Here is a 24800-nt window from a genome sequence, read left to right on the forward strand (position 1 = left end):
GGGGGACAACCGATGGGTGGACGCGCCGCGCTGGCCGTCGCCGCGGTCGGCGCGATCGTGCTGACCGCGGCCGGCTGCTCGACGAACAGTCAGAAGTACGACTGCGTGGAGGCCGCCGCGCCCGCGCGCGCGGACACCGGCATCGACCTGCACGTCCTCGCCAAGGGGAAGAGCGGCAGCCGCAGCTCCAAGGGCTCCAGCGGCTCCAAGGGGTCGAGCGGCTCCAGCGGGTCCGGCGGGTCCGGCGTCTCGCCCCACACGGGCGGCGGCGGCACCCGAGTGGTCCACCACCACTACCACCACCGGCCGGGCTCCACCCGCAGCGACGACTACGTCGACGAGTGCGGCAACCCGTCGCCCGCACCGGGCTCGGGCTTCGGCGACTTCGACCCCGGCGGCTGCGCCGGGGCGAACCGGCTGCCCGCCGCGACCCCCGTCACCGGCTCGCCCTCGGCGTCGGCCGGGGCGGCGTCGCCGAGCGCCGCCGCCCCGCCGGCGCCCTGCCCGAGCGCCTCGCCGTCCGGGAGCGCCGCGGCCTCGCCGTCCGCCCTCCCGTCGGCGAAGGCGACGCCGTCCGCCTCGCGGTCCGGGACGCGCTGACGCTCCGGGAGAGCGGTGGGAGGTCAGTCCAGGGCCGGGTCCAGTCCGAGGGCCCGGTCCTGGGCGGCCTCGGCCTCGCGGCGCACCAGCCGGAACCACATGAAGACCACGAACCCGGCGAAGACGAACCACTCCAACGTGTAGCCCAGGTTCTGGAACGCCCGCAGGCTCAGCCCGTCGCCGCCCTGCGGCTGCACCGTCGGCACCGCCGTCAGCCCCGCCGGGACGTCGTCGGCCGCCACCCAGCCGTCGTACACCGGGTACGGCAGCACGTTCACCAGCGTCGCCGGGCTGATCGTGCCCAGCTGCCCGGCCGGCAGGCCGCCCGCCACCGCGCCGCCGCTGCCGCTGTTCTCCGGGGCCTGCAGCCGGCCGGTGACGCTGACCTGCCCGGACGGCACCTCCGGCGCCGCCCCCGGGGAGCCCGCCACCCAGCCGCGCACCACGGGCACCGCCGGGCCGCCGTCGGTGCGCAGCGGCGTGAGCACGTAGTAGCCCGAGCGGCCGTCCACCGTGCGGTTCGGCACCAGCAGCTGGTGCGCGGCGTCGTACGAGCCCGTGAAGCTCACCGTCCGGCCCAGGGTGTCGGTGCCGACCTTCGCCGCGGTGTCCGGCAGGATCTCGGAAAGCGGGCGGGCCCGGCTCTCGGCGGAGACCGCCTTGTTGATCTCCTGGTGCGTCGACACCCGGCTCTCGAACCGGCCCAACTGCCAGGAGCCGAGCATCAGGCAGACCCCGATCGCCGCCACCGCGACCACCGTGCCGACAAGCCAACGCGGGCTGAACAGGAACCGGTACACCCCACCACGGTAACCATTCCTGACATCGCCCCCGACCGCCGGGTGCGCCCGTCGTAGGGTGGCGCGGTGACCGTGCTCATCGCCCCGCTGGCCGCCGACCATCTCCACGCCCGCTCCGAGGCCCTCGCCGACCTGCTGCTGGACGCCGTGGACGACGGCGCCTCGGTCGGCTTCCTGGCCGGCACCGGCCGCGACGAGGCGGCCGCCTGGTGGCGGACCCTGCACCCGTCCGTCGCCGACGGCAGCCGACTGCTGTGGACGGCGTCCGGCCCCGACGGCCGCCTGCTGGGCACCGTGGCCCTGGTCCGCGAGACCCGGCCGAACGGCACGCACCGCGCCGAGGTCTCCAAGCTGCTGGTGCACCGCGACGCCCGCGGCGCGGGCCTGGGGCGGCGGCTGCTGACCACCGCAGAGCAGGCCGCCCGGGACGCCGGCGCCACCCTGCTGCTGCTCGACACCCAGACCGGCAGCGCCGCCGAACACCTCTACCGCGGCGCCGGCTGGACGGCCTTCGGCACCGTCCCCGGCCATGCCGCCACTCCGGACGGGGTCCTCGCCGACACCACCTACTACTACAAGCAGCTCATCGGCTGACTGGCCGCTGCCTGCTCAGACGGAGCTGTCCGGCCGGAGGAACTCGGGCTGGTCCAGCAGCCGCAGCCAGCTGCCGTCCGGCTGCTGCCGCACCACCTGGGCGCGGGCCCCGGCGCCGTCCTTCGGCGGCGTGGCGGTCAGCGCGATGCCGTCCGCGGCCAGCGTCGGCAGCGGCGGCTCCGGGGTGAACCGCGGACGGTTCGTCAGCACCCGCTCCCACAGCGCCCGGATCGCCTCCCGGCCGACCGTGAGCTGCCCCGGCGGGTACGCCACCACGGCGTGCTCCTCGTACAGCGCGGCGACCCCGGCGGCGTCGCCCGCGTTGGAGCGCTCCACGAACAGCCGGGTCAGGTCCTCCGGGCGCATCGCCTTCTCGTACTCGCTCATCACGGCCTCCTCATCGTCGTCGTGCCTCCAGCTTTCCGTGGGCCCTACCAGAAGTCCAACAGCTTGTTCTGTTCAGAACTAGAATCTGTGGTTATGGAACTCAGGCAGCTGGAGTACTTCCTTGCCGTCGCCGAGGAGCGCAACTTCACCCGCGCCGCCGAGCGGGTGCACATCAGCCAGTCCGGGGTCAGCGCCCAGATCCGGCAGCTGGAACGCGAACTCGGCGCCGAACTCTTCGACCGCTCGACCCGCACCGTCACCCTCACCGTGGCCGGCAAGGCCGCCCTCGAACACGCCCGGCAGGCGGTGGCCGCCGCCCGCGCCGTCGGCCAGGCGGTCGGCGAGGTCAGCGACCTGATCCGCGGCAGCCTCACCGTCGGCATGGTGGCCGGCTGCACCCTCACCCCGCTCTTCGACGGCCTGGCCGCCTTCCACCGCGCCCATCCCGGCGTCGAACTCGCCCTGCTGGAGGACGACTCCGACCACCTCGCCGACGCCGTCCGCACCGGCGCCCTCGACCTCGCACTGATCGGCTGCGCCGGCACCGCCCCCGACGGCCTGGACGCGCACACCCTGATCCGCGAACCCCTGGTCGCCGCCGTCCCGCCCGGCCACCCGCTCGCCCGGCCCGCCGTCACCCTCGCCGAACTGCTCGCCCACCCGCTGATCTGCCTGCCGCCCGGCACCGGCGTCCGCACCGTCCTCGACCGCGACTGCGCCGCCGCCGGACTCGCCCCGCGGATCGCCCTGCAGGCCTCCGCCGCCTCCGCGATCGCCGACCTCGCCGCCCGCGGCCTCGGCGTCGCCGTGCTCAGCCGCTCCATGGCCGAGGCCTTCCCCGCCCTGGTGCCGGTCGCCGTCACCGACCTCACCACCCCGGGCCTGCTCGCCCTGGTCTCCCGCCCCGGCCCCGCCCCCGCGCTGCGCGCGCTGCTCACCGAACTGCGCCGGGCGTTCAGCGGCTGAACGCCCGGCTCCAGGCCGTTGAACGCCCGGCGGGGGTCGGTCAGTTCACGAACGCCAGCTCGTGCGGCGTCCCGTTGAACCGCAGGCCGCCGTCCTCCGTCACCGTCACGATGTCCTCGATCCGGACGCCGAACCGGCCCGGCAGGTAGACGCCCGGCTCGATGGAGAAGCACATCCCCGGCACCAGCGGCCGGGTCTCGCCCTCGATCATGTACGGCGGCTCGTGCGTGGTCAGGCCGATGCCGTGGCCGGTGCGGTGGATGAAGTACTCGCCGTACCCGCCCTCGGTGATCACCGCCCGGGCCACCCGGTCGATCTCCTGGCACGTCACCCCCGGCGCCACCGCGTCGAACGCGGCCTGCTGGGCCCGCCGCACCAGGTCGTGCACCTCCTGCACCTCCTTGGGCGGCTCGATGCCGACGAACACCGTGCGGGTGGTGTCCGAGCCGTAGCCGTCCTTCAGCCCGCCGAAGTCCAGCACCACCGTGTCACCGCGCTGGATCACCCGGTCCCCGGCCTCGTGGTGCGGGTTCGCCCCGTTCGGACCGGAACCCACCACCGTGAAGTCCACCTGGCTGTGCCCGTGCTCGATCAGCAGCGCCGCCAGGTCCGCGGCCACCTCCCGCTCGGTGCGGCCCGCGAACGGCACGCCCAGGATCGCCCCGTACGTCAGGTCCGCCGCCGCGCCCGCCGCCGCCAACCGGGCCAGCTCGTCCGGCTCCTTCACCGCCCGCAGCATCGGCAGCACCGACGTCAACGAGGCGTACGAGGTGCCCGGTAGCGTCTCCTGGAAGCCCAGCAGGTGCATCGCCCAGGCGTTGTCGGAGATCCCGTACCGGCCAGCCGGGTCCAGATTCGGCGCCAGCACCGCGTACGGGTCCTGGCCGTCGATCCAATCGGCCATCCGGACCGCCTCCGCACCCGCCGCGCGCTCCGCGTCCGGGCGCTCCAGCTTCGGCACCAGCAGCACCGGCTCGGCGCCCGGCGCGACCACCAGCGCGGTCAGCCGCTCGGTGCCCACCGGGAGATAGCCCGTCAGATACGTCAGATCGGGACCGGGCGTGACGACCAGTCCGGCCAGTCCCGCATCGGCGGCGGCCGTCGCGGCACGGGCCATCCGGGCCTGGAAATCGGCCGTGGTGAACGGCTCGGGCATCAGGATCCCCTCCCTCGGGGTCAGCGGCCGGCGGCCGCGTAGTGACGCAGGAACAGCGCCTCGACCAGGGCCATGTGCTCGATCTCGCCCGGGTCGACGCTCTCATTGGGCGCGTGGATCAGCGAACGGGGCTCCTCCACACCCATCAGGATGATCTCCGACTCCGGGTACTGCGCGGCAAGAGCGCTGCACAGCGGAATCGAACCGCCCTGCCCGAGGAACGACAGCGGCCGGCCGTACGCCTCCCGCGCCGCCAGGTCCAACGCCGCGTACGCCTTCCCGTCCGTCGCCGCCCGGAACGGCGAACCCTTCGCCTCCGGCTCCACCTCCACCCGCGCACCCCACGGCGCGGCCGCCACCAGATGCGCCGTCAACGCCCGCTGCGCCGCCTCCGGATCCATCCCCGGCGGCACCCGCAGACTCACCCGCGCCCGGGCCTCCGCCGGCACCGCCGACGCCGAACCCACCACCGGCGCACAGTCGATGCCCAGCACCGTCACCGCCGGACGGGCCCACAGCCGGTCCGCGACCGTCCCCGACCCCGTCAGCCCGACGCCGTCCAACACCCCGGCGTCCGACCTGAACTGCTGCTCGTCGTACCCCACGCCCTCCCAGCTGCCGTCCGCCGGGAGACCCTCGATCCGCGTCCCGCCGTGCACATCGCGCAGCGAGTCCAGGATCCGGATCAACGCCGCGAGGGCGTCCGGGGCCGGGCCGCCGAACATCCCCGAATGCAGATCCGACTCCAGCGTCCGTACCGTCACCACCACGTTCGCCATCCCGCGCAACGAGACGGTGGCCGTCGGCACTCCCACCGCCGCGTTGCCGGTGTCGCAGATCAGCAGCGCATCGGCGTGCAACTCGTCCGGATGCTCCGCCAGATACGCCTCCAGACCGCCCGTCCCCTGCTCCTCCGAGCCCTCGACCACCAGCTTCACCCCCACCGGCAAGTCGTCCCCCAACGCCCGCAACGCCGTCAGGTGCATCACCACATTGCCCTTGCAGTCCGCCGCACCCCGCCCGAACCACCTCCCCTCCCGCTCCGTCAGCTCGAACGGGGGCGACACCCACGCCGCGTCGTCCAACGGCGGCTGCACGTCGTAGTGGCAGTACAGCAACACCGTCGGAGCCCCCGGCGGCGGCGGACGGTGCCCCAGCACCGCGAAGCTCCCGTCCGGCGTCTCCACCAACCGCACGTCCCGCAGCCCCACCTCCGCGAACGCCGCAGCCACCCACTCCGCAGCCTCCCGACACCGCTCCACCGGCTGCTGCCGCGGATCCGCCACCGACGGAATCGCCACCAACTCCGCCAAGTCCCCCCAGGCCCGCCCCATCAACCCGGCCACCCGCCCGGCCAACCCGTCGTCCACCACACCCGTCCCCTTCGCCACACCCGACCCGACCCACCGATCATGCCCCGCCCGACGAACGGACGGCCCGACGACACCGGCGAACCCCGACGACGGCCACGCTCCCGAAGTTCTCCCGAGAACGCCCAAAACGCAGTCAGGGCCGGTGACTCTTACGAGTCACCGGCCCTGAGCTGGTGTTACGAAGTCGGGGTAGCGGGATTTGAACCCACGGCCTCTTCGTCCCGAACGAAGCGCGCTACCAAGCTGCGCTATACCCCGGTCCTGCTTTGTTGCTTTCCGTCTCCGGTGCAACGAGTAGAACTCTACAGGAGGTGGGGCCAGACACGAAATCCGGTTTAGGGGCTGGTCAGCGAGGGGCGGGGGTGAGGGTGAGGAGGGTGGCTTCGGGGGGGCAGGCGAAGCGGATGGGGGTGTAGCGGTTGGTGCCGCAGCCGGCGGAGACGTGGAGGTGGGAGCGGTGGCCAGCGGCGGTGTGGGTGGAGAGGCCCTTGACGCGGTCGGTGTCGAGGTCGCAGTTGGTGACGAGGGCGCCGTAGAAGGGGATGCAGAGCTGGCCGCCGTGGGTGTGGCCGGCCAGGATCAAGGGGTAGCCGTCGGCGGTGAAGGCGTCGAGGGTGCGCAGGTAGGGGGCGTGGACGACGGCGAGGGAGAGGTCGGCGTCGGGGGAGGGGCCGCCGGCCACCGCGGCGTAGTCGTCGAGGCGGATGTGCGGGTCGTCGAGGCCGGTGAACTCGATGTCGAGGCCGGCGACGGTGAGGCGGCCGCGGGCGTTGTTGAGGTCGAGCCAGCCGGCCCGGTCGAAGCCGTCGCGGAGTTTCTGCCAGGGGTTGTGGACGGCGCCGCTGATGCCGCGGCGGCCGCTGCCGTCGGGGTTGTTGAGGCCGTGGACGCCGCTGCGCAGGGCCTTGAGGTAGCGGGTGGGCGACTTTCGGGCGGGGCCGTAGTAGTCGTTGGAGCCGAAGACGTAGACGCCGGGGAAGTCCATCAGCGGGCCGAGCGCGTCCAGCGTGGCGGGGACGCCGAGCGGGTCGGAGAGGTTGTCGCCGGTGTTGACGACCAGGTCGGGGCGGAGCCCGGCGAGGCTCTGCAGCCAGCGCTGCTTCTTGGTCTGTCCGGTGACCATGTGGATGTCGGACACCTGGAGGATCCGGATCGGCCGCGCCCCGGCGGGCAGGATCGGAACCTCCACGCGGCGCAGGCGGAACGAGCGGACCTCGTACCCGGCGGCGTAGACGAGACAGGCGGCGCCGGTGGCGGCGACACCGAGCGGGACGGAGTACAGCGGTCGCATCGGTCCATGGTCGCAGACTGTTCGAAAAGTCGGGCAAGCGCCCGGGGGTCGGCGGAGGATGACGGGCCGTCAGCACGAACCGGCAGGTAAAGGTGCGGCGGCGGGGCGGGACAGGTGTCAGAATCGGCGGCATGACGACGCTCAAGGAGCAGCTGCACGAGGACCTGACGGCTGCCATCAAGGCACGGGACGAGCTGCGCTCGTCCACCCTTCGGTTGACGCTGGCCTCGGTGACGAGCGCCGAGGTGGCGGGCAAGCAGAAGCGCGAGCTGTCCGACGCCGAGGTGCTTCAGGTGATCGGCAAGGAGGCGAAGAAGCGGCGGGAGGCCGCGGAGGCGTTCGAGGGTGCCGGTCGTACGGAGCAGGCGGCGCGCGAGCGGGCAGAGGGCGAGCTGCTGGACGCGTACCTGCCGAAGCAGCTGACGGACGAGGAGCTGGCCGCGATCGTGGCCGCCGCGGTGGCGGAGTCCGGGGCGAGCGGCCCGCAGGGCATGGGCGCCGTGATGAAGCTGGTGCGTCCGAAGGTCGAGGGCAAGGCGGAGGGCGGCCGGGTGGCCGCCGCGGTGAAGGCCGCCCTGGCCGGCTGACGCCGGTCGCCCCGCCCGGAGACGCACCGACACAGGCAGAACAAGCGGATACAGCTGAAGCCGCCCGCCCGGAGAGGATCTCCGGGCGGGCGGCTTCAGCTGTACGAGTGGCGTCGGTCAGCGGTGGCCGGGCTTGCCGGAGTTGCCGCCGGTGGGCGGGAAGGTGAAGCCTCCGGTCCCGCCGGTCGGCCAGCCGGGGTTCCCGCCGCCGTTGCCGCCGCCGTTGTTCCCACCGCCGTTGCCGCCGCCGGCGTTGTCACCGGAGGGGTCGCCGGGGTTGTCGGTGGCCGGCGGGGTGGTGGTGGTCGGCGGGGCGATGTTGACGACCTGGAAGGTGCTCTTGGAGGTGCCGTCCAGTGCGTCGTTCATGGCCATCTGCCAGATCGGGCCGGGGCCGTCGGCGCCGTAGACGGAGCTGAAGTACTTGCCGCCGATGGTGATGTCCTTCATCGACACGTTGCCGCCGACGCCGCCGAGCCAGACCGAGGTGGCGAGGTCGGGGGTGTAGCCGGTGAACCAGGCGGCGTACCGGTAGTCGGTGGTACCGGTCTTGCCGGCGATCTGGCGGCCGTCGTCGAGGCCGAGGGAGGAGCCGGTGCCCTTCTCGGTCACGCCGAGCAGCAGGGTGTTGACGCCGTCCGCGGTGCTCTCGGACATCGCCGGGCCGCAGTTGGCCTTCGGCACGTCGAGCTTCTTGTTGTCGCTGGTGACCACGGAGGTCAGCGCGATTGGGGTGCAGTAGGTGCCGCGGGCGGCGAAGGCCGCGTAGACCGAGGCCATCTGGAGCGGGCTGACCTCCTGGGTGCCGAGCACCATGGAGGGGACCTCCTCCAGCTTCTTGCCGTTGGCCAGGGTGCCGACGCCGAGCTTGTCGGCCATCTGCTTCATCGGGCACAGGCCGGTCTGCTGCTCCAGCTGCACGAAGTAGGTGTTGACCGACTTCTGCATGGCGACCTGCATGCTGTACGGCCCGATCTCCTTGTCGGACTCGTTCGACACGGTGGCGATGGGCTTGGTGTTGTTGACCCAGGTGCCCTCGCAGGTGGAGACCTTGGGGTAGTCCATCTTCGGCGGCGAGGAGAGCTCCTGGGTGATCGGCACCCCGTTCTCCAGGGCGGCCGCGGCCAGGATCGGCTTGAAGGTCGAGCCGGGGGAGAAGCCGCTGCCGCCGCCCATGGACGAGCCGACGTTCAGGTTGAGGACGGTCTGCTTCTTGGACTCGTCCAGGCCGTACGGGCGGGTCTGCGCCATCGCGAGGATCTCGCCGGTGCCGGGCTTGACCATGGTGCCGGCGGCGGACACCTTGTCGGTCACGTAGACCTTCTTGGTGACCGCGTTGTACATGTCGTGCTGCTTGTCCGGGTCGATCGTGGTGTTGATCCGCAGGCCGCCCTGCGTCCAGACCTTCTGCCGCTCGGCGGCGGTCTTGCCGAACACCGGGTCCTGCTTGATCACGTGGCGCACGTAGTCGCAGAAGTAGCCCATGCCGTTCTGCGCGGTGATGCAGCCGTTCTGCGGCTCGGAGTACTTGATGCCGAGCGGGGCGGCGATCGCGGCCTTCGCGTCGTCCGGCGAGATGTGCTTGTACTCCAGCAGCTTGTTGATCACCGTGTTGCGGCGGGTCTGCGCGGCCTGCGGGTGGGTGATCGGGTCGTACGCCGAGGGGTTCTGCACCAGGCCGGCCAGCATCGCGGCCTCGGGGATGGTGAGGTCCTTGGCGCTCTTGCTGAAGTAGCGGTTGGAGGCGGCTTCGATGCCGTACGCCTGGTGGCCGTAGAACGTGATGTTCAGGTAGTTGGTGAGGATCTGATCCTTGCTCAGGTCCTCCTCCAGCTTGATGGCGTACTTCAGCTCCTGGATCTTGCGACCCATGCTCTTCTTGGTGGCTTCCAGGAAGGCCTGCTGGTCGTCGCCGGCCTGCTCGACGAAGACGTTCTTCACGTACTGCTGGGTGAGCGTGGAGGCGCCCTGGGCGGTGGTGCCGGACTCGGCGTTCTTGGTGGCCGCGCGCAGCACGCCCTTGAGGTCGACGGCGCCGTGCTCGTAGAAGCGGGCGTCCTCGATGTCGACCTGGGCCTGGCGCATCACCGGAGCCATCTGCTCGGCGGTGAGGATGGTGCGGTCGCGGTCGTACACCTTGGCGATCAGGCCGCCCTTGGCGTCGTAGATCATCGACGCCTGCGACAGGGTGGGCGTCTTGAAGTCGTCCGGGATGTTGTCGAACGACTCGGCGGTGTCCTTGGCGGTCAGGCCGAACGCTCCGACGGCCGGCAGCGCCATTCCGGCGACCAGGATGCCGGCCAGCACGGCGCTGCCCAGGAACTTGACGCCGAGACCTGCCTTGTCCAGAGCGGTACCCGTGGATCGCGTAGCTGCCATGGGGAGAACCCTACGTTGCGGAATCCCGTACAGGGGGGCAGGTGTTCGCCTACGCTTGTCACAAGACTGCGACAGCTTCGCTCCGTTCATCACCATCACTCTTGTGAGTGATGAGCTTTGTCCGATTCGGGGGATTCTGTACCGAATTCCGGCAGCTGCACGGCGGGCCGCTGTTGCACACCGTGACGAAAACGTACCATTCCGCCCCGGCAAGGCCCGCGACCTGCAATCACTCCAACGAGTGAGCTGTCGGACACCCATAGTCCGATCGGGTCATTCGAGATTGGGCCGACAGGGGCTGTTGCGTTGTGTCGTTCTTCCGTAACGTCCTCAACTGGCAACGGTGAATATGCCGTTGCCGCCGTGGGGGAGCCCCGAATCGGGAGAGGACGGCGCCGGGATGGGCTGGGTGGACGACTGGAGCGCGCAGGCCGCGTGCCGCACGAGCGATCCGGATGAACTGTTCGTGCAGGGGGCGGCGCAGAACCGCGCCAAGGCGGTGTGCAGCGGGTGTCCGGTGCGCACCGAGTGCCTCGCGGACGCACTCGACAACCGTGTCGAGTTCGGCGTGTGGGGCGGAATGACGGAGCGCGAGCGTCGGGCGCTGCTGCGGCGGCGTCCGACCGTGGGGTCCTGGCGCAGGCTGCTGGAGACCGCGCGCACCGAGTACGAGGAGTCGCTGGCCACCGGGGTGGTCCTGCGGGACTACGCCCAGGCGGGCTGACGGTTCGTCACGAAGAGCGGTGCGGCGGGCCTTCGGCTCACTCGGCGGGGGAGCCGAGGCGGTGGCCGATGGCCCGCAGTCCGTCCAGGTCGTGGACGTCCCCGGGCAGTGCGGGCACCTCGACGATCGGCACATCCGGGTAGACCGACGCGAAGCGGTCGCGGGTGCGCCGTTCCCGAGCCATGACCTGCATCCGTTCGGCGTGCAGGCGCAGCAGTCCGGCGGCCAGGGTCTCGGCCTCGACGGTCGAGGTGGCGGTGCCGTTCTCCTCCAGGGCCTCGGCGGCGGCCAGCGCGCGCTCGGAGGTGAGCTGCGGGGCGCCGGTGGCGTGCACCCGGTTGAGCACCAGGCCGGCCAGCGGCATGGCGTCGGCGGCGAGCCGGTCGACGAAGTACGCGGCCTCGCGCAGCGCGTCCCGTTCGGGCGCGGCGACCACCAGGAACGCGGTGCCGTCGTCCTTCAGCAGCTGGTAGGTGCGGTCGGCGCGTTCCCGGAAGCCGCCGAACATCGAGTCCGTCGCGGAGACGAACGTCTGGATGTCGGTGAGCAGTTGGGCCCCGAAGATCTTGCCGAGGGTGCCGGTGATCAGCCCCATGCCGACGTTCAGGAACTTCATCGCGGACCGGCCGCCGACCTTGGCGGGGGCGGTGAGCAGCCGGATCACCTTGCCGTCCAGGAACGACCCGAGGCGGCTGGGGGCGTCCAGGAAGTCCAGCGCGGAGCGGGACGGCGGGGTGTCGACGACGATCAGGTCCCAGCGGTCCTCGGCGCGGAGCTGGCCGAGCTTCTCCATCGCCATGTACTCCTGGGTGCCCGCGAAACCGGCCGACAGCGACTGGTAGAACGGGTTCTCCAGGATGGCCCGGGCGCGGTCGGGTTCGGCGTGGGCGAGCACGACCTCGTCGAAGGTCCGCTTCATGTCCAGCATCATCGCCTGGAGCTCGCCGTCCCCCCGGGTGCCCTTGACGATCCGCGGGGTGTTGTCGAGCTCGGTAAGCCCCATCGACTGGGCGAGCCGGCGGGCCGGGTCGATGGTCAGCACCACGACGCGGCGGCCGCGTTCGGCGGCGCGCAGGCCGATCGCCGCGGCGGTGGTGGTCTTGCCGACGCCGCCGGAGCCGCAGCAGACCACGATCCGGGTCGCCGGGTCGTCGATCAGGGTGTCGATGTCCAGCCCGGTCATGCCGCTCCCTGCCGCTTCAGTTCGCCCGCCAGCCGGTACAGGCCGCCCAGGTCCACGCCCTCGCCGAGCAGGGGCAACTCGTAACTGGGGAGCCGTAGTTGTTGCAGGTCGATGCGCTGGGTGCGTTCCAGCTCGACCCGTTCGGCGTGCTCCCGGGCCTGCTCCAGCAGCGGGTCGAGCAGCGGCTCCACGGCGGCCCGCACCGTCTCCGGCTTGCGCGAGCGCCCGCCGAGGCCGGCCTCGCCGAGGGCCAGCGCGACCTCCTCGCGGTGGTCGCCGTGGGCGGCCTCGACCGCCGCCGCGTCCAGTATCGGCGGGCGCACCATGTTCACCAGCACGCCGCCGACCGGCAGCCCGGCCTCGCGCAGGTCGGCGATCCCGTCCACCGTCTCCTGCACCGGCATCTCCTCCAGCAGCGTGGTGAAGTGCACCGCCGTCTCCGGGGAGCGCAGCACCCGCATCACGGCCTGCGCCTGGCTGTGGATCGGGCCGAACCTGGCCAGGCCGGCCACCTCGGAGTTGACGTTCAGGAAGCGGGTCAGCCGACCGGTCGGCGGGGCGTCCATCACCACCGCGTCGTACGCCCGCCGGCCGTCCGGGCCCTTGCGGCGGGCCGCCTCGCAGGCCTTGCCGGTGAGCAGCACGTCGCGCACGCCCGGGGCGATGGTGGTGGCGAAGTCCACGAAGCCGACCTTCTGCAGGGCCTTCCCCGCCCGGCCCAGCTTGTAGAACATCTCCAGGTACTCCAGCAGCGCCTGCTCGGTGTCGATGGCCAGCGCGTGCACCTCGCCGTGGCCCTTGCCGGGCAGCCCCAGCTGGGCCGGCGTCACGGTGGCCACCCGGCGCTCCTCGTACGGCAGCGCGGCGATCTGGAACAGCTCGGCGATGCCCTGCCGGCCCTCCACCTCGATCAGCAGGGTGCGGCCGCCGTCGGCGGCCAGCGCCAGCGCCAGCGCGGCGGCCAGCGTGGTCTTGCCGGTGCCGCCCTTGCCGCTGACCACGTGCAGCCTGACGCCCTCCCAGTCCGGCTCCCGTGGCGACCGGTCCGGATCCCGCGGCGACGCCTGCCCGGTCGGCCCCGCCGTACCGCTGCTGCCCGCCACGCCCGCTCTCCGTCCGTCGCTGCCTGCTTCTGCCGAGGGGGGCCCAACGGGCATCCCTCACCGCGAGGGTAACGAGCGAGCGCTCCGGATGACGGGAGCATCCCGGCCACCCCGACGATTGACGGCCCCTTTGTGTCCCACCTCACACCGGCCGGGGCGGCTAGAGTCACCCCATGACCAAGTGGGAATACGCAACCGTGCCGCTGCTCGTGCACGCGACCAAGCAGATCCTCGACACCTGGGGCCAGGACGGCTGGGAGCTCGTCCAGGTCGTTCCCGGGCCGAACCCGGAGCAGCTGGTGGCGTACCTGAAGCGCGAGAAGGAGTAGTCATGGGCCAGGTAGAGCAGAAGCTCGCCGAGCTCGGGCTGACCCTGCCCGAGGTGGCGGCCCCGGTCGCCGCGTACGTCCCCGCGCTGCGCACCGGCCACTACGTGATGACCTCCGGGCAGCTGCCGATGGTCGGCGGCAAGCTCCAGCTGACCGGCAAGGTCGGCGCCGAGGTCACCGCCGAGGAGGCCAAGGACCTGGCCCGGATCTGCGCGCTGAACGCGCTGGCCGCGATCAAGTCCGTGATCGGCGACCTGGACAAGGTCGAGCAGGTCGTCAAGGTGGTCGGCTTCGTCGCCTCCGCCCCCGACTTCACCGGCCAGCCCGGCGTCGTCAACGGCACCAGCGAACTGCTGGGCGAGGTCTTCGGCGACAAGGGCGTGCACGCCCGCAGCGCCGTCGGCGTGGCCGTGCTGCCGCTGGACGCGCCGGTCGAGGTCGAGCTGATGGTCCGCTTCCGCGACTGACCGTGCGGTCGAGGGGCCCGCTGCCGCACCGCGGTGGCGGGCCCCTCGCATTTCGGGCCTGTCGGCCCGGGGCGACGGCGGTTAACATCCGTGAACATGCCCGAGATGCCGCCGTCCTGGCCTGCCCGAATCCGCGCCCTGGCCGCCGGGGAACTCACCCCGGCCGCACCCAGGGCCGCCGCCACCGTGGTGCTGCTGCGCGACGCCGCCCCGGGCCCGGAGGCCTACCTGCTGCGCCGGCGCACCACGATGGCCTTCGCCGGCGGCATGTACGCCTACCCGGGCGGCGGCGTCGACCCGCGCGACCGCGAGGTGCGCCCGCCGTGGGCCGGCCCGTCGACCGCGGAGTGGGCCGAGCGACTGGGCGTGGACGAGTCGACCGCCTGCGCGGTGGTCTGCGCCGCCGTCCGGGAGACCTTCGAGGAGGCCGGCGTGCTGCTGGCCGGCCCCGACGCCCGGACGCTGGTCGAACCCGGCGACTGGGCCGCCGAACGGGCCGCGCTGGAGTCGCACGAGCTGTCCCTGGCCGAGTTCCTGACCCGGCACCGACTCGTGCTGCGCAGCGACCTGCTGGCCGCCTGGGCGCGCTGGGTCACCCCCGAGTTCGAGGAACGCCGCTTCGACACCTGGTTCTTCGTCGCCGCCCTGCCGACCGGACAGGCCGCCGCGGACACCGTCGGCGAGGCCGACCGGGTCGCCTGGATGACGCCCGCCGACGCGGTGACCGGCTTCCACGAAGGCCGTTTCGGGATGATGCCGCCGACCGTCACGGTGCTGCGCGAGCTGACGCCGATGCGCGACGCCGCCGAGGCGCTGACCGCCGCCGCGGACCGCGACATCACCCCCGTGCTGGGGCGGGCCGAGCTGGCCGGGGACCGTATGACGGTGCGCTGGCCCGGGTATGACGAACTGACTGTCGACGGCGTGTTCCCGGCGTGAGAACCTTCCCCCGGAAAGCTCGGCAGTCGCCGCGCCGACCAGTGCTTTTCCGCTGCGACAGCACCGCCCGCGTACACCCCGGAAGGAGACCTCCGATGACTCACAACGACGTGGCTCGCCGGACCTCGGCCATGCCCGCCCGCACCGTCACCCCCCGCGCCGCCGCCTGCGACACACCGGCGCCCGAGGCCGCCACCGCCCGCCTGCTGGTCCGCGAGCTGCCCTCCCGGGCGCTGCTGCGGCCGCTGCCGCTGCGACGACTCGGCCGGGCCGAGGCGGACGCCGCGTGAGCGGTCTGCTTCCGGGCGACCCCGCCGACCACGTCGGCGGGGCCGCCACCCCGCGCGCGCAGTGCGTGCTCGCACCCAACCCGTCCCCGATGACGCTGGACGGCACCAACACCTGGCTGCTGTCCGAACCCGGCTCCGACCTGGCCGTGGTGATCGACCCCGGCCCGCTCGACGAGACCCACCTGCGACGGGTCGTCAGCACCGCCGAACAACAGGGCAAACGCATCGCCCTCACCCTGCTCACCCACGGCCACGCCGACCACGCCGAAGGCGCCGCCAGGTTCGCCGAACTCACCGGCACCGCGGTACGCGCCCTCGACCCGGCGCTGCGACTCGGCGAAGAGGGCCTGCACGGCGGCCAGCGCCTGGAGATCGGCGGCCTCGACCTGCGGGTGGTCGCCACCCCCGGGCACACCTCCGACTCGCTGACCTTCCACCTGCCCGCCGACGGCGCGATCCTCACCGGCGACACCGTCCTCGGCCGCGGCACCACCATGGTCGCCCACCCCGACGGCCGCCTCGGCGACTACCTCGCCTCGCTGCGCCGCCTGCACGCGATGGCCGCGGAGCACGGGGTCCGCACCGTACTGCCCGGCCACGGCCCGGTCCTCGCGGACGCCCTCGGCGCCGTCGACTACTACCTCGCCCACCGGGCCGGCCGCCTCGCCCAGGTCGAGACCGCCGTCGAGGCCGGCTGCCGCACGGCGGCCGAGGTGGTCGCCCGGGTCTACGCGGACGTGGACCGCGCGCTGTGGCCTGCGGCGGAGCTCTCGGTGCGGGCGCAGCTCAAGTACCTGGAGGAGCACGGGCTCATCTAGGAGTGCGGGGCCAGTAGACGCACAACCAGGGGCGCTGGGGGTACCCCCAGGCGAAGCCGAGGGGGCGGAACTGCGCGAAGCGGAAGGCGCCCGTCCGCAAGATCGCAACGCAGGACAATGACCTGCACTTGATCGCGACCTTGCGGACGGGCCTTGCGCTCGTCGCGCAGTTCTCCCCCGGCCCTCAGCGCGAGCGGCGCGACAGCCGTTCCACGTCCAGCAGGACGACCGCGCGGGCCTCCAGCTTGAGCCAGCCGCGGCCGGCGAAGTCGGCGAGGGCCTTGTTGACCGTCTCGCGGGAGGCGCCGACCAGCTGGGCCAGCTCTTCCTGGGTGAGGTCGTGGGCGACGTGGATGCCCTCGTCGGACTGGACGCCGAAGCGGCGGGAGAGGTCGAGCAGGGCCTTGGCGACGCGGCCGGGAACGTCGGAGAAGACCAGGTCGGACATCACGTCGTTGGTGCGGCGCAGGCGGCGGGCGATCGCGCGCAGGAGGGCGATGGAGACCTCGGGGCGGGCGTGCAGCAGCGGGAGCAGGTCGCCGTGGCCGAGGCCGAGGAGCTTGACCTCGGTGAGGGCGGTGGCGGTGGCGGTGCGCGGGCCCGGGTCGAACAGCGAGAGTTCGCCGATCATCTCGGAGGGGCCGAGCACGGCGAGCATGTTCTCGCGGCCGTCGGGCGAAGCGCGGTGCAGCTTGACCTTGCCCTCGACGACGACGTACAGCCGGTCGCCCGGGTCGCCCTCGTGGAACAGCGACTCGCCACGGGCGAGCGTCACCTCGGTCATGGAAGCGCGGAGCTCGGCAGCCTGGTCGTCGTCGAGTGCCGCAAACAGCGCGGCGCGCCGCAGAACGTCGTCCACGAGCTTCCTCCTGCTGGTGTCATGGGCAGTGCTATTCACCACCAAGGATGACGCATGTCGCTCCGATCATATGAGGAGGGGGTGTGCCCGGGTGCGGCCTACGCGGCCATTCGCGCACTTCGGGTGACGGTCGCGACGGCTCCGACGGCGGTTGTCCGACGGCGGGTCAGCGGCCGGGCGTCTGGCGGCCGAGCACCTGGAGGGCGAACGCCCGGGTCCCGGCGACGTGGTGGCGGGCCAGTACGGCGGCGGCCTCCGGGTCGCGGGCCTTGATGGCGTCCAGCAGTTGCTGGTGCTCGGTGCACATGGGGGCGCTGGTCTCGGCGTCCGAGGTGAGGCGGAACAGGCGGCGCAGGCGGCCGTCGAGCGGGGCCATCATGTCGCGCAGCAGCGGGTTGCCGGAGAGGTCGACGATCGCGCGGTGGAAGTCGGCGTTCAGGTCCGCGCTCTCGCGCACCCGGCCGGCCTCGGCGGCCTTGCGGGTGCGGGCGAGCAGGCGCTCCAGGCCGCGGATTCCGGTGGCGGTGGCGTTCCGGGCGGCGAGGCTGGCGGCGAGGGCCTCCAGGGATTCGCGGACGGCGAAGAAGTGCTCGGCGTCGGCGGGCCCGAAGTCGGCGACGAAGGCGCCGCGGCGGGCCTGGACGGTGAGGAAGCCCTCGCGTTCCAGGCGCTGCATGGCCTCCCGGACGGGGATCCGGGAAACGCCCAGGCCGTCGGCGAGTTCGCGTTCCACCAGGCGCTGCCCGGCGGGGTACTCGCCCTCGATGATCTGCTCGCGCAGCCGGAGGTAGACGAGGTCCGCCAGCGACTGGTGGGCGTCGCCGAGGGTGTCGGGCATCGGGGGCTCCAGGCGGAAGCGGGCGGACCGAGCGGTCTGAGGATCAGATCATTCCAGATCGCTTCGTGCCACCCTCTTGTCCGGTATTCGGTATACCAGATAGCTTGGCCGCCCAGCGGGTCCGAGCGGTGCCCCACGCCGCGCCCGCACCCCCATCCCGCCGAGCTTTCGCCGAGCCGAGGAGGCCCCCGTGGCGACCCGACCGACCCCAGGCCCGCAGCTGCTGCTGGACGCCACGCTGCCCGACGGCACCCGCGCCGACCTGCGGATCGAGGACGGCCGGATCGCGGCCGTCACACCCGTGCCGCCCGGCCGGGAGCTTCCTGCCGCCGCCGGCCCCGGCGAGCGCCGGCTGAACGGCGCACTGCTGCTGCCCGCGCTGGTGGACGGCCATGCCCACCTGGACAAGACCTTCCTCAGCGTGCCCTGGCAGCCGCACCGGGAGACCGCCGACCTGCGCGCCCAGATCGCCTCCGAGCGGCAGCAGCGCCGCGAGGTGGCCGACCGGCTGCCGGTGGCGGACCGGGCAGAGGCGCTGGCCCGCCGGATGGCGGCGCTCGGCACCGGCCACGTCCGCTCGCACGTGGACGTCGACCCGGACACCGGCCTCGACCACCTGTACGCGGTGCTGGAGGCCCGTGAGCGGGTGCGCGAGCTGATCGACGTGCAGCTGGTGGCGTTCCCGCAGAGCGGCGTGGTCGCCGAGCCCGGCGTGGCGCAGCTGCTCGACGCGGCGCTCCGGGAGGGCGCCGAACTGATCGGCGGGCTCGACCCGTTCGGGTTCGACGGCGACGTGGACGGCCAGCTGGACGTGGTCTTCGAGCTGGCGGAGCGGCACGGCGCGGGCGTCGACATCCACCTGCACGACGGCGGCGCGCCCGGCGTGGCGCAGCTGCGGGCGATCGCCGCGCGGACGGCCGCGCTGGGTCTGGGCGGCCGGGTCGCGGTCAGCCACGCGTACTGCCTCGGGCAGCTGGAGCCGCGTGAACTCGACTCCGTCGCCTCCGTGTTGAAGGATGCCGGGGTGGCCGTGATGACCAACGGCCCGGCCCGGTCGATGCCGCCGGTCAAGCGCCTGCACGAGCGCGGGGTGCTGGTGTTCGCCGGCTCGGACAACATCCGCGACGCGTGGTGGCCGTACGGCACCGGCGACATGCTGGAGCGGGCCACCGTCATCGGCCTGCAGGGCGACCTGATGACCGATCAGGACCTGTGCCTCGCCGCCGACCTGGCGACCGCTCATGCCGCCCGGGCGCTCGGGCTGGCCGAGTACGGGATCGCCGTCGGGGGACGCGCGGACCTGGTCGCGGTGGCCGCCCACTCGGTGCCGGAGGCGGTCGCGGCACACCCCGAACGGCTGCTGGTGCTGCACCGCGGCCACCCGATGCTCGACCGGCTCGCCCCCTGACACACCCGAACTCCCCCCGTACCACCCCGTGTTCGGAAGGACCCCCACGCCATGACCACCGTCACCACCCCCACCGGAAGACCGCCCGCCGAGCCCGCCGCCGAGACCTCCGGGCGACTCGCCAAGGGCCTGATCGGCACCACCGACCTGGTGTTCTTCGTGGTCGCCGCGGCCGCGCCGCTGACCGTGCTGGCCGGCATCGCGCCGTTCGCGATCGGCGTCGGCGGGGCGTCCGCGCCGGCCGCGTACCTGGTCTCCGGCGCGCTGCTGGTGCTGTTCGCCGCCGGGTTCACCGCGATGAGCCGGTACGTGCGCAACGCGGGCGCGTTCTACGCGTACGTGGCGCGCGGGCTGGGACGCACCCTCGGGGTGGTCACCGCTTATGTGGCGGTGGTCAGTTACAACCTGATCACCCCGGGCGTGGCGGCCGCGTTCGGCTACTTCGCCGCCGGGCACATCGAGCAGCGGACCGGCGCGCAGGTGCCGTGGTGGCTGCTGTCCGGCGGCTGCGTGGCAGTGGTCGGCGTGCTCGGCTGGCTGAAGGTCACGCTGTCGGCGAAGGTGCTCGGCGTGGCGCTGGTGCTGGAGGTGCTGTCGCTGCTGCTGATGGAGGGCGGGGTGCTGGCCGACCGGGGGACGGCCGCGCTCGACCCGGTGTCCTTCGACCCGTCGCTGCTCACCCAGGCCGGCGTGGCCGGCATGTTCGTGCTGGTGATCGGCGCGTTCACCGGCTTCGAGGCGACCGCGATCTACGCCGAGGAGGTCCGCGACCCGGCCCGTACCGTGCCGCGGGCGACGTTCGTCGCGATCGGCTTCCTGGCGGTGTTCTACGCGCTGGGCACCTGGATCGTGATGGGCGCGTACGGCACCGACCAGGCCGTCGCGCAGGCCCGCGCGGACGGCGGGCCCGACCTGACGTTCCGGGCCGCCGAGCGGTTCGTCGGACTGTGGCTGTCCGACACCATGCACGTGCTGATCATCGTCTCGGCGTTCGCCTCCGCGCTGGCCTTCCACAACGCGGCCGCCCGCTACCTGTACGCGCTGGGCCGGGAGGGGCTGCTGCCGCGCCGCCTGGGCCGGGTGTCGGGGCGCACCGGTTCGCCGGGGACGGCGGTGCTGGTGCAGTCGGGGTTCAACGTGCTGGTGGTGGGCCTGGGCGCGGTGCTCGCCGTCGACCCGTATCTGGTGGTGCTGCTCTGGTCGAACAGCGTCGGGGTGCTCGGCATCATGGCGATGCAGGGGCTGGCGGCGGTCGCGGTGTTCGCGTTCTTCCGCCGCGACCGGCGCGGGCTCTCCGCGTTCCGGGTGGTCTGGGCGCCGCTGCTGGCGGCCGCCGGGCTGGGCGTGCTCACCGTGCTCGCGGTGTTCAACTTCGACCTGCTGACCGGCCGTTCGGGCCTGGTGAACTGGCTGCTGCTGGTCCCGATGCCGCTGGTCGGCGGGGCCGGCTGGCTGGTCGCCCGGCGGATCCGGCGCACCGACCCGGAGCGGTTCGCCCGGCTCACCGAGGTCGATGTCGAACGCGACTGAGCGGAACGCGAAGCGGCGGTGCCGGCCCAGGACGGGCCGGCACCGCCGCTTCGGCGTGCCTCAGCCGACGAGTGCGCCGTGCTCGGCGACCACCCGGCCGGCCTTCACCACCAGCTCGCGCTCCGGCAGGTCGACCACCACCTGCGGCGGGCACTCGCCGTCCACCAGCAGGAAGTCGGCGGGCGCGCCGGGCGTCAGGTCGGCCCTCGGCAGGCCGAGCAGGTCGGCGCCGCCGTGCGCGGCCAGCTCCAGGCAGTCGGTCAGCTCCTGGTCGGTGCGGGCGTCGGTGGTCCAGCCCAGCAGGTGCGCCCGGTGCAGCATGTCGGCGTTGCCGAACGGGCTCCACGAGTCCCGCACCCCGTCCGAGCCGAGGCCCACCCGCAGGCCGTGCGCCTGCAGCGCGCGGAACGGCAGCACCTGGTGCGCGGACGGGGCGACGGTGGTCAGCGAGATCCCGGCGCCCGCCAACAGCTCGGCCATGGCGTCGAGTTCACCGGTCGGCAGCTCCGGCAGGCAGAACACGTGGCTGACCGTCACCCGGCCCTGCAGGCCCGCCGCGGCGGTTCGGGCGGCGAGGGTCCGCAGCGGGCCGAGGCCGGCCGCGCCACGGTCGTGCAGGTGGACGTCCAGCAGCACTCCGTACCGCTCGGCCAGGCCGAACAGCAGGTCGAGCTGCTCGCGGCCGTCCGCGCTGCCGCCGTCGAACCCGGCCGGGTCGATGCCGCCGACCGCGTCCACCAGGTGCTCGCGGGCCGCCTCGGTGAGCAGGTCGGCGGCACCCGGCGCGCGCACCACCCCGTGCTGCGGGAACGCCACCGACTGCACGTCGAGCTTCCCGGCGAGCCGGTCGGCGGCCTCCCGCAGGCCCGTCACGCCGGCCAGGCCGTACGCGGGCGCGACGTCGACGTGCGCGCGGACGGCGCGGGTGCCGCGGGTTACCGCGTGGGCCAGCAGGCGGTGGGCGCGCTCGCCGATCGGGCGGGTCTGGCTCCGGTACAGCTCGACGTCGCCCGCCACGTACTCCGGCAGGCTGCCCGCCGGGCGGCGGCTGTACCAGGGCTCGCCCCAGGCGGTCTTGTCCGGGTGGATGTGCGCGTCCACCAGCGTCGGCAGCGCGATCCGGCCGCCGCCCTCCACCACCGCCGGGCGGGCGTCGTCCGGCAGCTCGGCCACCAGGACGCCGTCCACGGCGGCCAGATCGGTGACCGGGCCGCCGAACGGGCGGACCTGGCGGAACAGCGTGGCGTGCATCGCTTCACTCCCGGGGAGGTGCTGAAAGGGTCTTCCGGGAGCAGTCGATCCGGTTTCACCGGTGCAGTCAACTCGGCATGTTTGCAGGCGAGTTGACGATTCGGGCTGCCGTCGTGCCGATCGGCGGGGCGGTGACGGTCAGCACCGGGCACGGGGCGTGACTGCGACAGTGTCGGGCGGTGCGGTCGCCGTGCGGGTGCGCCCGGCGGCGGTGCGGGGCGCCGAGCAGCAGCAGGTCGCCGGGGCCGCCGACCGCTGCGACCAGGGTCGGCCCGGGCAGGCCGGTGACCACGGTCGGGTGCACCAGGACGTCGCTCGGCCAGCCGCCGAGCGCGGCGTCGAAGGCGGCGTCCAGCAGCAGCCGGGCGGCCCGCTCGGGCACCCGGTCGGCCGGGCGGCGGGCGAGCACCGGGACCAGCACCGCGCCGCGCACCGCGGCCTCCAGCGCGGCCCGGCGCAGCGCGGCCAGGCTGTCCGGCGAACCGTCCACACCGACCACCACGCGGGTCTCGTCGCGTTCCATGGCCAGGCCTCCTCGCTCCCCCCACTCCAGTGAACGCCGGTGGCGGCGGCCCGGGCGTCAGGGCGGCGTAGGGAAGACGGCCGTGCGCGTCAGGGAGTCGTCAAGGGCGGCCGGGGACGGGGCCGGGACGCGATCTGCTGGGCCGTGCGGGCCGCACCGGGCCCGGGAGTTCCTGGACGGAGGACGCGTGATGGAGCAGCGGCCGCGCATCGTGGTCGGGGTCAGCGGATCGCTCGGCAGCCTGGCGGCCGTGCACCGCGCGGTGGCCGAGGCCCGGCGGCTGGGCGGCGAGGTGCTGGCCGTGCACGCCTGGGAGCCGCCGAGCGGCGAGTTCGGCCACCGCCGCTCGCCCTGCCCGCCGCTGCTGTCGGCGGTGCGCGAACTGGCCGAGACCACGCTGGCGGAGGCGATGGCGGAGGCGTTCGGCGGCACCGACCCCGGCGTCCCCGTCACCGCCCGCCTCGTCCGGGGCCGCACCGCCCCGGCCCTGCTGGCCGCCGCCGACCGGCCCGGCGACCTGCTGGTCCTCGGCCCGTCCGGCTCCTGGCTGCACCGCGGCCTGCGCGGCTCGGTGCCCAGGGCGTGCCTGCGCCGGGCGGGCTGCCCGGTGCTGGTCGTGCCGCGCCCCGAACTCGCCACCGCCCTCGACGAGATGACCGGCCACCTGTTCGCCGCCCGCGCCCTGGACGCGGAACTGCGGAGCCTGGTGGCGGTGTCCGACGGTGCGTGACCGGCTGCCGGTCGCCCTGTCCGGCGCGACCGCGCTGCTGCTGGGCGCGGCGACCGCGCTGGTCCTCGCCCCGCTCGGCGAACTGCGCGGCGGCTGGTTCGGCCTGACCGCCTTCGCCGCCGGCTGCGCGGCCCTCGGCACCCGCTCCCGGCCGGCCGCCGCGCCGTTCGTCGGCCTGGCGGCGTGGCTGTTCCACAACGGATTCGCGGAACACCGCTACGCCCAACTGGGCTGGGACGGGCCCGGCCACCTGGCGCTGTTCACTGCGTCGGCGCTGGTCGCCGCGCTGCCGTGGCGGCGCCTCGGGGCACACGACTAGAGACGGCGGCGACCTGGCTGTGGGGGCCCGGACGCTGCGAACCGGAACGGTCCGGGTGGTGCGTGGGGGCACCGCCCGGACCGTCTGTCTGCCGTTCCCGCTCCCGCCGTTCCACAATGGACGGTATGACTGCGCACGAGGACGGCCTGCCCGCGCTGGCCCGGCTGCTGGCCGGCGGCGGCGTGGCGGTGCTGAGCGGCGCCGGGCTGTCCACCGAGTCCGGCATCCCGGACTACCGCGGCCCGGACGGGATCCGCCGCCACCGGGCGCCGATGACGTACCAGGAGTTCCTGGCGGGGGAGCCGGCCCGCCGCCGCTACTGGGCGCGCAGCCACGCGGGGCGCGCCGTGATCGCCGGGGCCCGCCCGAACGCCGGCCACTTCGCGGTGGCCCGGCTGCGCGCCGCCGGCCGGCTCTCCGCCGTCATCACCCAGAACGTGGACGGCCTGCACCGCGCCGCGGGCACCGCCGACGCCGTCGAACTGCACGGCGGCCTGGACCGGGTGATCTGCCTGGGCTGCGCCGCCGTCAGCCCCCGCGCCGAACTCGACGAGCGCCTCGCCGCCCTCAACCCGGCCTTCCGGGACGCCGGTTCCCGCATCAACCCGGACGGCGACGTCGAACTCCCCGACGACCTGGTGGCGTCCTTCACCGTCGCCGACTGCGCCCGCTGCGGCGGCATCCTCAAGCCCGACGTGGTGTTCTTCGGCGAGAGCGTCCCCAAGGACCGCGTCGAGCACTGCTACCGCCTGGTCGACGAGGCCCGCGCCCTGCTCGTCCTCGGCTCCTCGCTGGCCGTCATGTCCGGCCTGCGCTTCGTCCGCCACACCGCCAAGTCCGGCAAACCGGTCGCCATCGTCACCCGGGGCACCACCCGCGCCGACGCCCTCGCCGCCCTCCGCCTCGACCGCCCGCTCGGCGAGACCCTGACGTCCTTGGCCACCCACCTCGGCGCGTAGCCCAGCCCGGGGCGCGGGCCCGGTTGGTCGCCGAGGCCTGCCCTTCCCCGCTCCCGCACTTGCTGCTGCACGGGTGCCCGGAGGCGGGGCGTCAAGGAGGCGTCAAGGGTGGGGGATCACCCGTATGGGGGGCGTCAGGAACCGTGAACGCGGGTGGTTGCGCTGCTTGGCTCAGTGGGCCGGCGAAATACGCAGGCCGTTGTCCCGAGCCACCTTGGTGGATGCCATGTCGGATCTGATCTATGTCGGTGTCACGGTCGCCGTGTTCGCCGTCATCGCCCTGATCGCGCGGGGGGTGGAGAAGCTGTGACCGCGGAGAACATCGTCGGTCTCATCGTCGCCGCCGCGCTGGTCGGCTACCTCGTTCTCGCGTTGATCCACCCGGAGAAGTTCTGAC

At 73.4% G+C, this 24800-nt stretch carries 29 protein-coding genes and 1 tRNA gene; 17 read left to right on the forward strand and 13 right to left on the reverse strand.

The genetic code is table 11. The features are described from left to right. Nucleotides 1-12 precede the first annotated feature (12 nt). Nucleotides 13-600, forward strand: coding sequence for a hypothetical protein (locus ACI1MP_RS20535; RefSeq protein ID WP_404869212.1), 588 nt, complete (start codon nt 13-15; stop codon nt 598-600). A gap of 23 nt (nt 601-623) precedes the next feature. On the opposite strand, the gene ACI1MP_RS20540 is transcribed toward ACI1MP_RS20535, so the two are convergent. After that, nucleotides 624-1400: an SURF1 family protein gene (locus ACI1MP_RS20540; protein WP_189273215.1), complete on the reverse strand. Its 777-nt coding sequence runs from the start codon at nt 1398-1400 to the stop codon at nt 624-626. 66 nt (nt 1401-1466) lie between these two features. Here ACI1MP_RS20540 and ACI1MP_RS20545 point away from each other — a divergent pair, with 66 nt between their 5' ends. Continuing rightward, a complete protein-coding gene (locus tag ACI1MP_RS20545; protein WP_380339260.1) occupies nt 1467-1994 on the forward strand; it encodes a GNAT family N-acetyltransferase in 528 nt (175 codons plus the stop codon). A 15-nt stretch (nt 1995-2009) separates the two neighbouring features. Here the strand turns inward: ACI1MP_RS20545 and ACI1MP_RS20550 are convergent, their stop codons facing one another. After that, entirely contained in the window at nt 2010-2381 is a 372-nt protein-coding gene (locus ACI1MP_RS20550) for a YybH family protein (RefSeq protein WP_404869213.1), read from the reverse strand. 93 nt (nt 2382-2474) lie between these two features. Here ACI1MP_RS20550 and ACI1MP_RS20555 point away from each other — a divergent pair, with 93 nt between their 5' ends. Beyond that, complete coding sequence (locus ACI1MP_RS20555) at nt 2475-3347, forward strand: LysR family transcriptional regulator (protein WP_380339266.1); 873 nt, start codon at nt 2475-2477, stop codon at nt 3345-3347. Between the two features lie 40 nt (nt 3348-3387). Here the strand turns inward: ACI1MP_RS20555 and ACI1MP_RS20560 are convergent, their stop codons facing one another. From ACI1MP_RS20560 to ACI1MP_RS20575, 4 genes are all read right to left on the reverse strand, one after another. Further along, nucleotides 3388-4503 carry an aminopeptidase P family protein gene (locus tag ACI1MP_RS20560; protein WP_363472303.1) on the reverse strand — a complete coding sequence of 372 codons (1116 nt, stop codon included), beginning with the start codon at nt 4501-4503 and terminating at the stop codon, nt 3388-3390. A 20-nt stretch (nt 4504-4523) separates the two neighbouring features. After that, complete coding sequence (locus ACI1MP_RS20565; protein WP_380339269.1) at nt 4524-5876, reverse strand: dipeptidase; 1353 nt, start codon at nt 5874-5876, stop codon at nt 4524-4526. A gap of 184 nt (nt 5877-6060) precedes the next feature. Then, nucleotides 6061-6134: transfer RNA gene (locus ACI1MP_RS20570), tRNA-Pro, on the reverse strand. An 88-nt stretch (nt 6135-6222) separates the two neighbouring features. Then, the gene (locus tag ACI1MP_RS20575) at nt 6223-7167 is read right to left on the reverse strand and encodes a metallophosphoesterase (protein ID WP_404869214.1); all 945 of its coding nucleotides are present in this window, start codon (nt 7165-7167) and stop codon (nt 6223-6225) included. A gap of 131 nt (nt 7168-7298) precedes the next feature. Between ACI1MP_RS20575 and ACI1MP_RS20580 the strand changes: the two genes are divergently transcribed. Further along, nucleotides 7299-7754 (forward strand): GatB/YqeY domain-containing protein, encoded by a 456-nt coding sequence (locus ACI1MP_RS20580; RefSeq protein WP_380339319.1) that lies wholly within the window; start codon nt 7299-7301, stop codon nt 7752-7754. Between the two features lie 117 nt (nt 7755-7871). Here ACI1MP_RS20580 and ACI1MP_RS20585 read toward each other — a convergent pair whose 3' ends face one another. After that, nucleotides 7872-10133: a transglycosylase domain-containing protein gene (locus ACI1MP_RS20585; protein ID WP_380339322.1), complete on the reverse strand. Its 2262-nt coding sequence runs from the start codon at nt 10131-10133 to the stop codon at nt 7872-7874. Between the two features lie 400 nt (nt 10134-10533). Between ACI1MP_RS20585 and ACI1MP_RS20590 the strand changes: the two genes are divergently transcribed. After that, the gene (locus ACI1MP_RS20590; RefSeq protein WP_035864045.1) at nt 10534-10857 is read left to right on the forward strand and encodes a WhiB family transcriptional regulator; all 324 of its coding nucleotides are present in this window, start codon (nt 10534-10536) and stop codon (nt 10855-10857) included. A 37-nt stretch (nt 10858-10894) separates the two neighbouring features. Here the strand turns inward: ACI1MP_RS20590 and ACI1MP_RS20595 are convergent, their stop codons facing one another. Continuing rightward, the gene (locus ACI1MP_RS20595) at nt 10895-12040 is read right to left on the reverse strand and encodes an ArsA family ATPase (RefSeq protein ID WP_380339326.1); all 1146 of its coding nucleotides are present in this window, start codon (nt 12038-12040) and stop codon (nt 10895-10897) included. Next, nucleotides 12037-13047: an ArsA-related P-loop ATPase gene (locus ACI1MP_RS20600; RefSeq protein ID WP_043916545.1), complete on the reverse strand. Its 1011-nt coding sequence runs from the start codon at nt 13045-13047 to the stop codon at nt 12037-12039. The genes ACI1MP_RS20595 and ACI1MP_RS20600 overlap by 4 nt, the downstream gene beginning before the upstream one ends. Nucleotides 13048-13316: 269 nt before the next feature. Here ACI1MP_RS20600 and ACI1MP_RS20605 point away from each other — a divergent pair, with 269 nt between their 5' ends. The 5 genes from ACI1MP_RS20605 (at nt 13317) to ACI1MP_RS20625 (ending at nt 15986) form a co-directional block, all read left to right on the forward strand. After that, nucleotides 13317-13472: a DUF4177 domain-containing protein gene (locus tag ACI1MP_RS20605; RefSeq protein ID WP_152645221.1), complete on the forward strand. Its 156-nt coding sequence runs from the start codon at nt 13317-13319 to the stop codon at nt 13470-13472. 2 nt (nt 13473-13474) lie between these two features. Next, nucleotides 13475-13939, forward strand: a complete 465-nt coding sequence (locus ACI1MP_RS20610) for a RidA family protein (RefSeq protein WP_043915102.1) — start codon at nt 13475-13477, stop codon at nt 13937-13939. A 96-nt stretch (nt 13940-14035) separates the two neighbouring features. Then, complete coding sequence (locus ACI1MP_RS20615; protein ID WP_404869215.1) at nt 14036-14878, forward strand: NUDIX hydrolase; 843 nt, start codon at nt 14036-14038, stop codon at nt 14876-14878. A gap of 95 nt (nt 14879-14973) precedes the next feature. Then, nucleotides 14974-15168 carry a hypothetical protein gene (locus ACI1MP_RS20620; protein ID WP_404869216.1) on the forward strand — a complete coding sequence of 65 codons (195 nt, stop codon included), beginning with the start codon at nt 14974-14976 and terminating at the stop codon, nt 15166-15168. Next, complete coding sequence (locus tag ACI1MP_RS20625) at nt 15165-15986, forward strand: MBL fold metallo-hydrolase (protein ID WP_380339336.1); 822 nt, start codon at nt 15165-15167, stop codon at nt 15984-15986. Before ACI1MP_RS20620 ends, ACI1MP_RS20625 begins: the two co-directional genes overlap by 4 nt. A gap of 184 nt (nt 15987-16170) precedes the next feature. Here the strand turns inward: ACI1MP_RS20625 and ACI1MP_RS20630 are convergent, their stop codons facing one another. Further along, entirely contained in the window at nt 16171-16845 is a 675-nt protein-coding gene (locus tag ACI1MP_RS20630; protein ID WP_014136744.1) for a Crp/Fnr family transcriptional regulator, read from the reverse strand. A 166-nt stretch (nt 16846-17011) separates the two neighbouring features. Further along, on the reverse strand, nt 17012-17683 hold the full coding sequence (locus tag ACI1MP_RS20635) for a GntR family transcriptional regulator (protein ID WP_380339339.1): 672 nt from the start codon (nt 17681-17683) through the stop codon (nt 17012-17014). A gap of 190 nt (nt 17684-17873) precedes the next feature. On the opposite strand from ACI1MP_RS20635, the gene ACI1MP_RS20640 reads away from it, so the two are divergent. Further along, nucleotides 17874-19091 carry an amidohydrolase family protein gene (locus ACI1MP_RS20640; RefSeq protein WP_404869217.1) on the forward strand — a complete coding sequence of 406 codons (1218 nt, stop codon included), beginning with the start codon at nt 17874-17876 and terminating at the stop codon, nt 19089-19091. 51 nt (nt 19092-19142) lie between these two features. Next, a complete protein-coding gene (locus ACI1MP_RS20645; protein WP_404869218.1) occupies nt 19143-20621 on the forward strand; it encodes an APC family permease in 1479 nt (492 codons plus the stop codon). 60 nt (nt 20622-20681) lie between these two features. Here ACI1MP_RS20645 and ACI1MP_RS20650 read toward each other — a convergent pair whose 3' ends face one another. After that, a complete protein-coding gene (locus tag ACI1MP_RS20650) occupies nt 20682-21959 on the reverse strand; it encodes an amidohydrolase (protein ID WP_404870812.1) in 1278 nt (425 codons plus the stop codon). After that, a complete protein-coding gene (locus ACI1MP_RS20655) occupies nt 21940-22395 on the reverse strand; it encodes a universal stress protein (protein WP_404869219.1) in 456 nt (151 codons plus the stop codon). The genes ACI1MP_RS20650 and ACI1MP_RS20655 overlap by 20 nt, the downstream gene beginning before the upstream one ends. Nucleotides 22396-22585: 190 nt before the next feature. Between ACI1MP_RS20655 and ACI1MP_RS20660 the strand changes: the two genes are divergently transcribed. The 5 genes from ACI1MP_RS20660 to kdpF all read left to right on the forward strand — a co-directional run bounded on the left by ACI1MP_RS20660 (nt 22586) and on the right by kdpF (nt 24799). Then, nucleotides 22586-23125: a universal stress protein gene (locus ACI1MP_RS20660; protein WP_100588154.1), complete on the forward strand. Its 540-nt coding sequence runs from the start codon at nt 22586-22588 to the stop codon at nt 23123-23125. Continuing rightward, complete coding sequence (locus ACI1MP_RS20665) at nt 23118-23444, forward strand: hypothetical protein (protein ID WP_380339350.1); 327 nt, start codon at nt 23118-23120, stop codon at nt 23442-23444. The genes ACI1MP_RS20660 and ACI1MP_RS20665 overlap by 8 nt, the downstream gene beginning before the upstream one ends. 116 nt (nt 23445-23560) lie before the next feature. Next, the gene (locus tag ACI1MP_RS20670) at nt 23561-24403 is read left to right on the forward strand and encodes an NAD-dependent protein deacetylase (protein WP_380339353.1); all 843 of its coding nucleotides are present in this window, start codon (nt 23561-23563) and stop codon (nt 24401-24403) included. Between the two features lie 166 nt (nt 24404-24569). Continuing rightward, nucleotides 24570-24713: a hypothetical protein gene (locus ACI1MP_RS20675; protein WP_157815694.1), complete on the forward strand. Its 144-nt coding sequence runs from the start codon at nt 24570-24572 to the stop codon at nt 24711-24713. Beyond that, the gene (gene kdpF / locus ACI1MP_RS20680) at nt 24710-24799 is read left to right on the forward strand and encodes a K(+)-transporting ATPase subunit F (RefSeq protein ID WP_043915087.1); all 90 of its coding nucleotides are present in this window, start codon (nt 24710-24712) and stop codon (nt 24797-24799) included. Before ACI1MP_RS20675 ends, kdpF begins: the two co-directional genes overlap by 4 nt. Nucleotide 24800: the final 1 nt, after the last annotated feature.

The organism is Kitasatospora griseola (assembly GCF_044999035.1).
Classification (GTDB): domain Bacteria; phylum Actinomycetota; class Actinomycetes; order Streptomycetales; family Streptomycetaceae; genus Kitasatospora; species Kitasatospora griseola.

What these genes read in the sequence shown, in the direction of transcription:
- ACI1MP_RS20535 (WP_404869212.1), top strand. Translation starts at nt 13, where the DNA reads ATGGGTGGACGCGCCGCGCTGGCCGTCGCCGCGGTCGGCGCGATCGTG.
- ACI1MP_RS20550 (WP_404869213.1), bottom strand. Translation starts at nt 2,381, where the DNA reads ATGAGCGAGTACGAGAAGGCGATGCGCCCGGAGGACCTGACCCGGCTG.
- ACI1MP_RS20555 (WP_380339266.1), top strand. Translation starts at nt 2,475, where the DNA reads ATGGAACTCAGGCAGCTGGAGTACTTCCTTGCCGTCGCCGAGGAGCGC.
- ACI1MP_RS20560 (WP_363472303.1), bottom strand. Translation starts at nt 4,503, where the DNA reads ATGCCCGAGCCGTTCACCACGGCCGATTTCCAGGCCCGGATGGCCCGT.
- ACI1MP_RS20575 (WP_404869214.1), bottom strand. Translation starts at nt 7,167, where the DNA reads ATGCGACCGCTGTACTCCGTCCCGCTCGGTGTCGCCGCCACCGGCGCC.
- ACI1MP_RS20580 (WP_380339319.1), top strand. Translation starts at nt 7,299, where the DNA reads ATGACGACGCTCAAGGAGCAGCTGCACGAGGACCTGACGGCTGCCATC.
- ACI1MP_RS20585 (WP_380339322.1), bottom strand. Translation starts at nt 10,133, where the DNA reads ATGGCAGCTACGCGATCCACGGGTACCGCTCTGGACAAGGCAGGTCTC.
- ACI1MP_RS20590 (WP_035864045.1), top strand. Translation starts at nt 10,534, where the DNA reads ATGGGCTGGGTGGACGACTGGAGCGCGCAGGCCGCGTGCCGCACGAGC.
- ACI1MP_RS20595 (WP_380339326.1), bottom strand. Translation starts at nt 12,040, where the DNA reads ATGACCGGGCTGGACATCGACACCCTGATCGACGACCCGGCGACCCGG.
- ACI1MP_RS20605 (WP_152645221.1), top strand. Translation starts at nt 13,317, where the DNA reads ATGACCAAGTGGGAATACGCAACCGTGCCGCTGCTCGTGCACGCGACC.
- ACI1MP_RS20610 (WP_043915102.1), top strand. Translation starts at nt 13,475, where the DNA reads ATGGGCCAGGTAGAGCAGAAGCTCGCCGAGCTCGGGCTGACCCTGCCC.
- ACI1MP_RS20615 (WP_404869215.1), top strand. Translation starts at nt 14,036, where the DNA reads ATGCCCGAGATGCCGCCGTCCTGGCCTGCCCGAATCCGCGCCCTGGCC.
- ACI1MP_RS20620 (WP_404869216.1), top strand. Translation starts at nt 14,974, where the DNA reads ATGACTCACAACGACGTGGCTCGCCGGACCTCGGCCATGCCCGCCCGC.
- ACI1MP_RS20635 (WP_380339339.1), bottom strand. Translation starts at nt 17,683, where the DNA reads ATGCCCGACACCCTCGGCGACGCCCACCAGTCGCTGGCGGACCTCGTC.
- ACI1MP_RS20645 (WP_404869218.1), top strand. Translation starts at nt 19,143, where the DNA reads ATGACCACCGTCACCACCCCCACCGGAAGACCGCCCGCCGAGCCCGCC.
- ACI1MP_RS20655 (WP_404869219.1), bottom strand. Translation starts at nt 22,395, where the DNA reads ATGGAACGCGACGAGACCCGCGTGGTGGTCGGTGTGGACGGTTCGCCG.
- ACI1MP_RS20660 (WP_100588154.1), top strand. Translation starts at nt 22,586, where the DNA reads ATGGAGCAGCGGCCGCGCATCGTGGTCGGGGTCAGCGGATCGCTCGGC.
- ACI1MP_RS20670 (WP_380339353.1), top strand. Translation starts at nt 23,561, where the DNA reads ATGGACGGTATGACTGCGCACGAGGACGGCCTGCCCGCGCTGGCCCGG.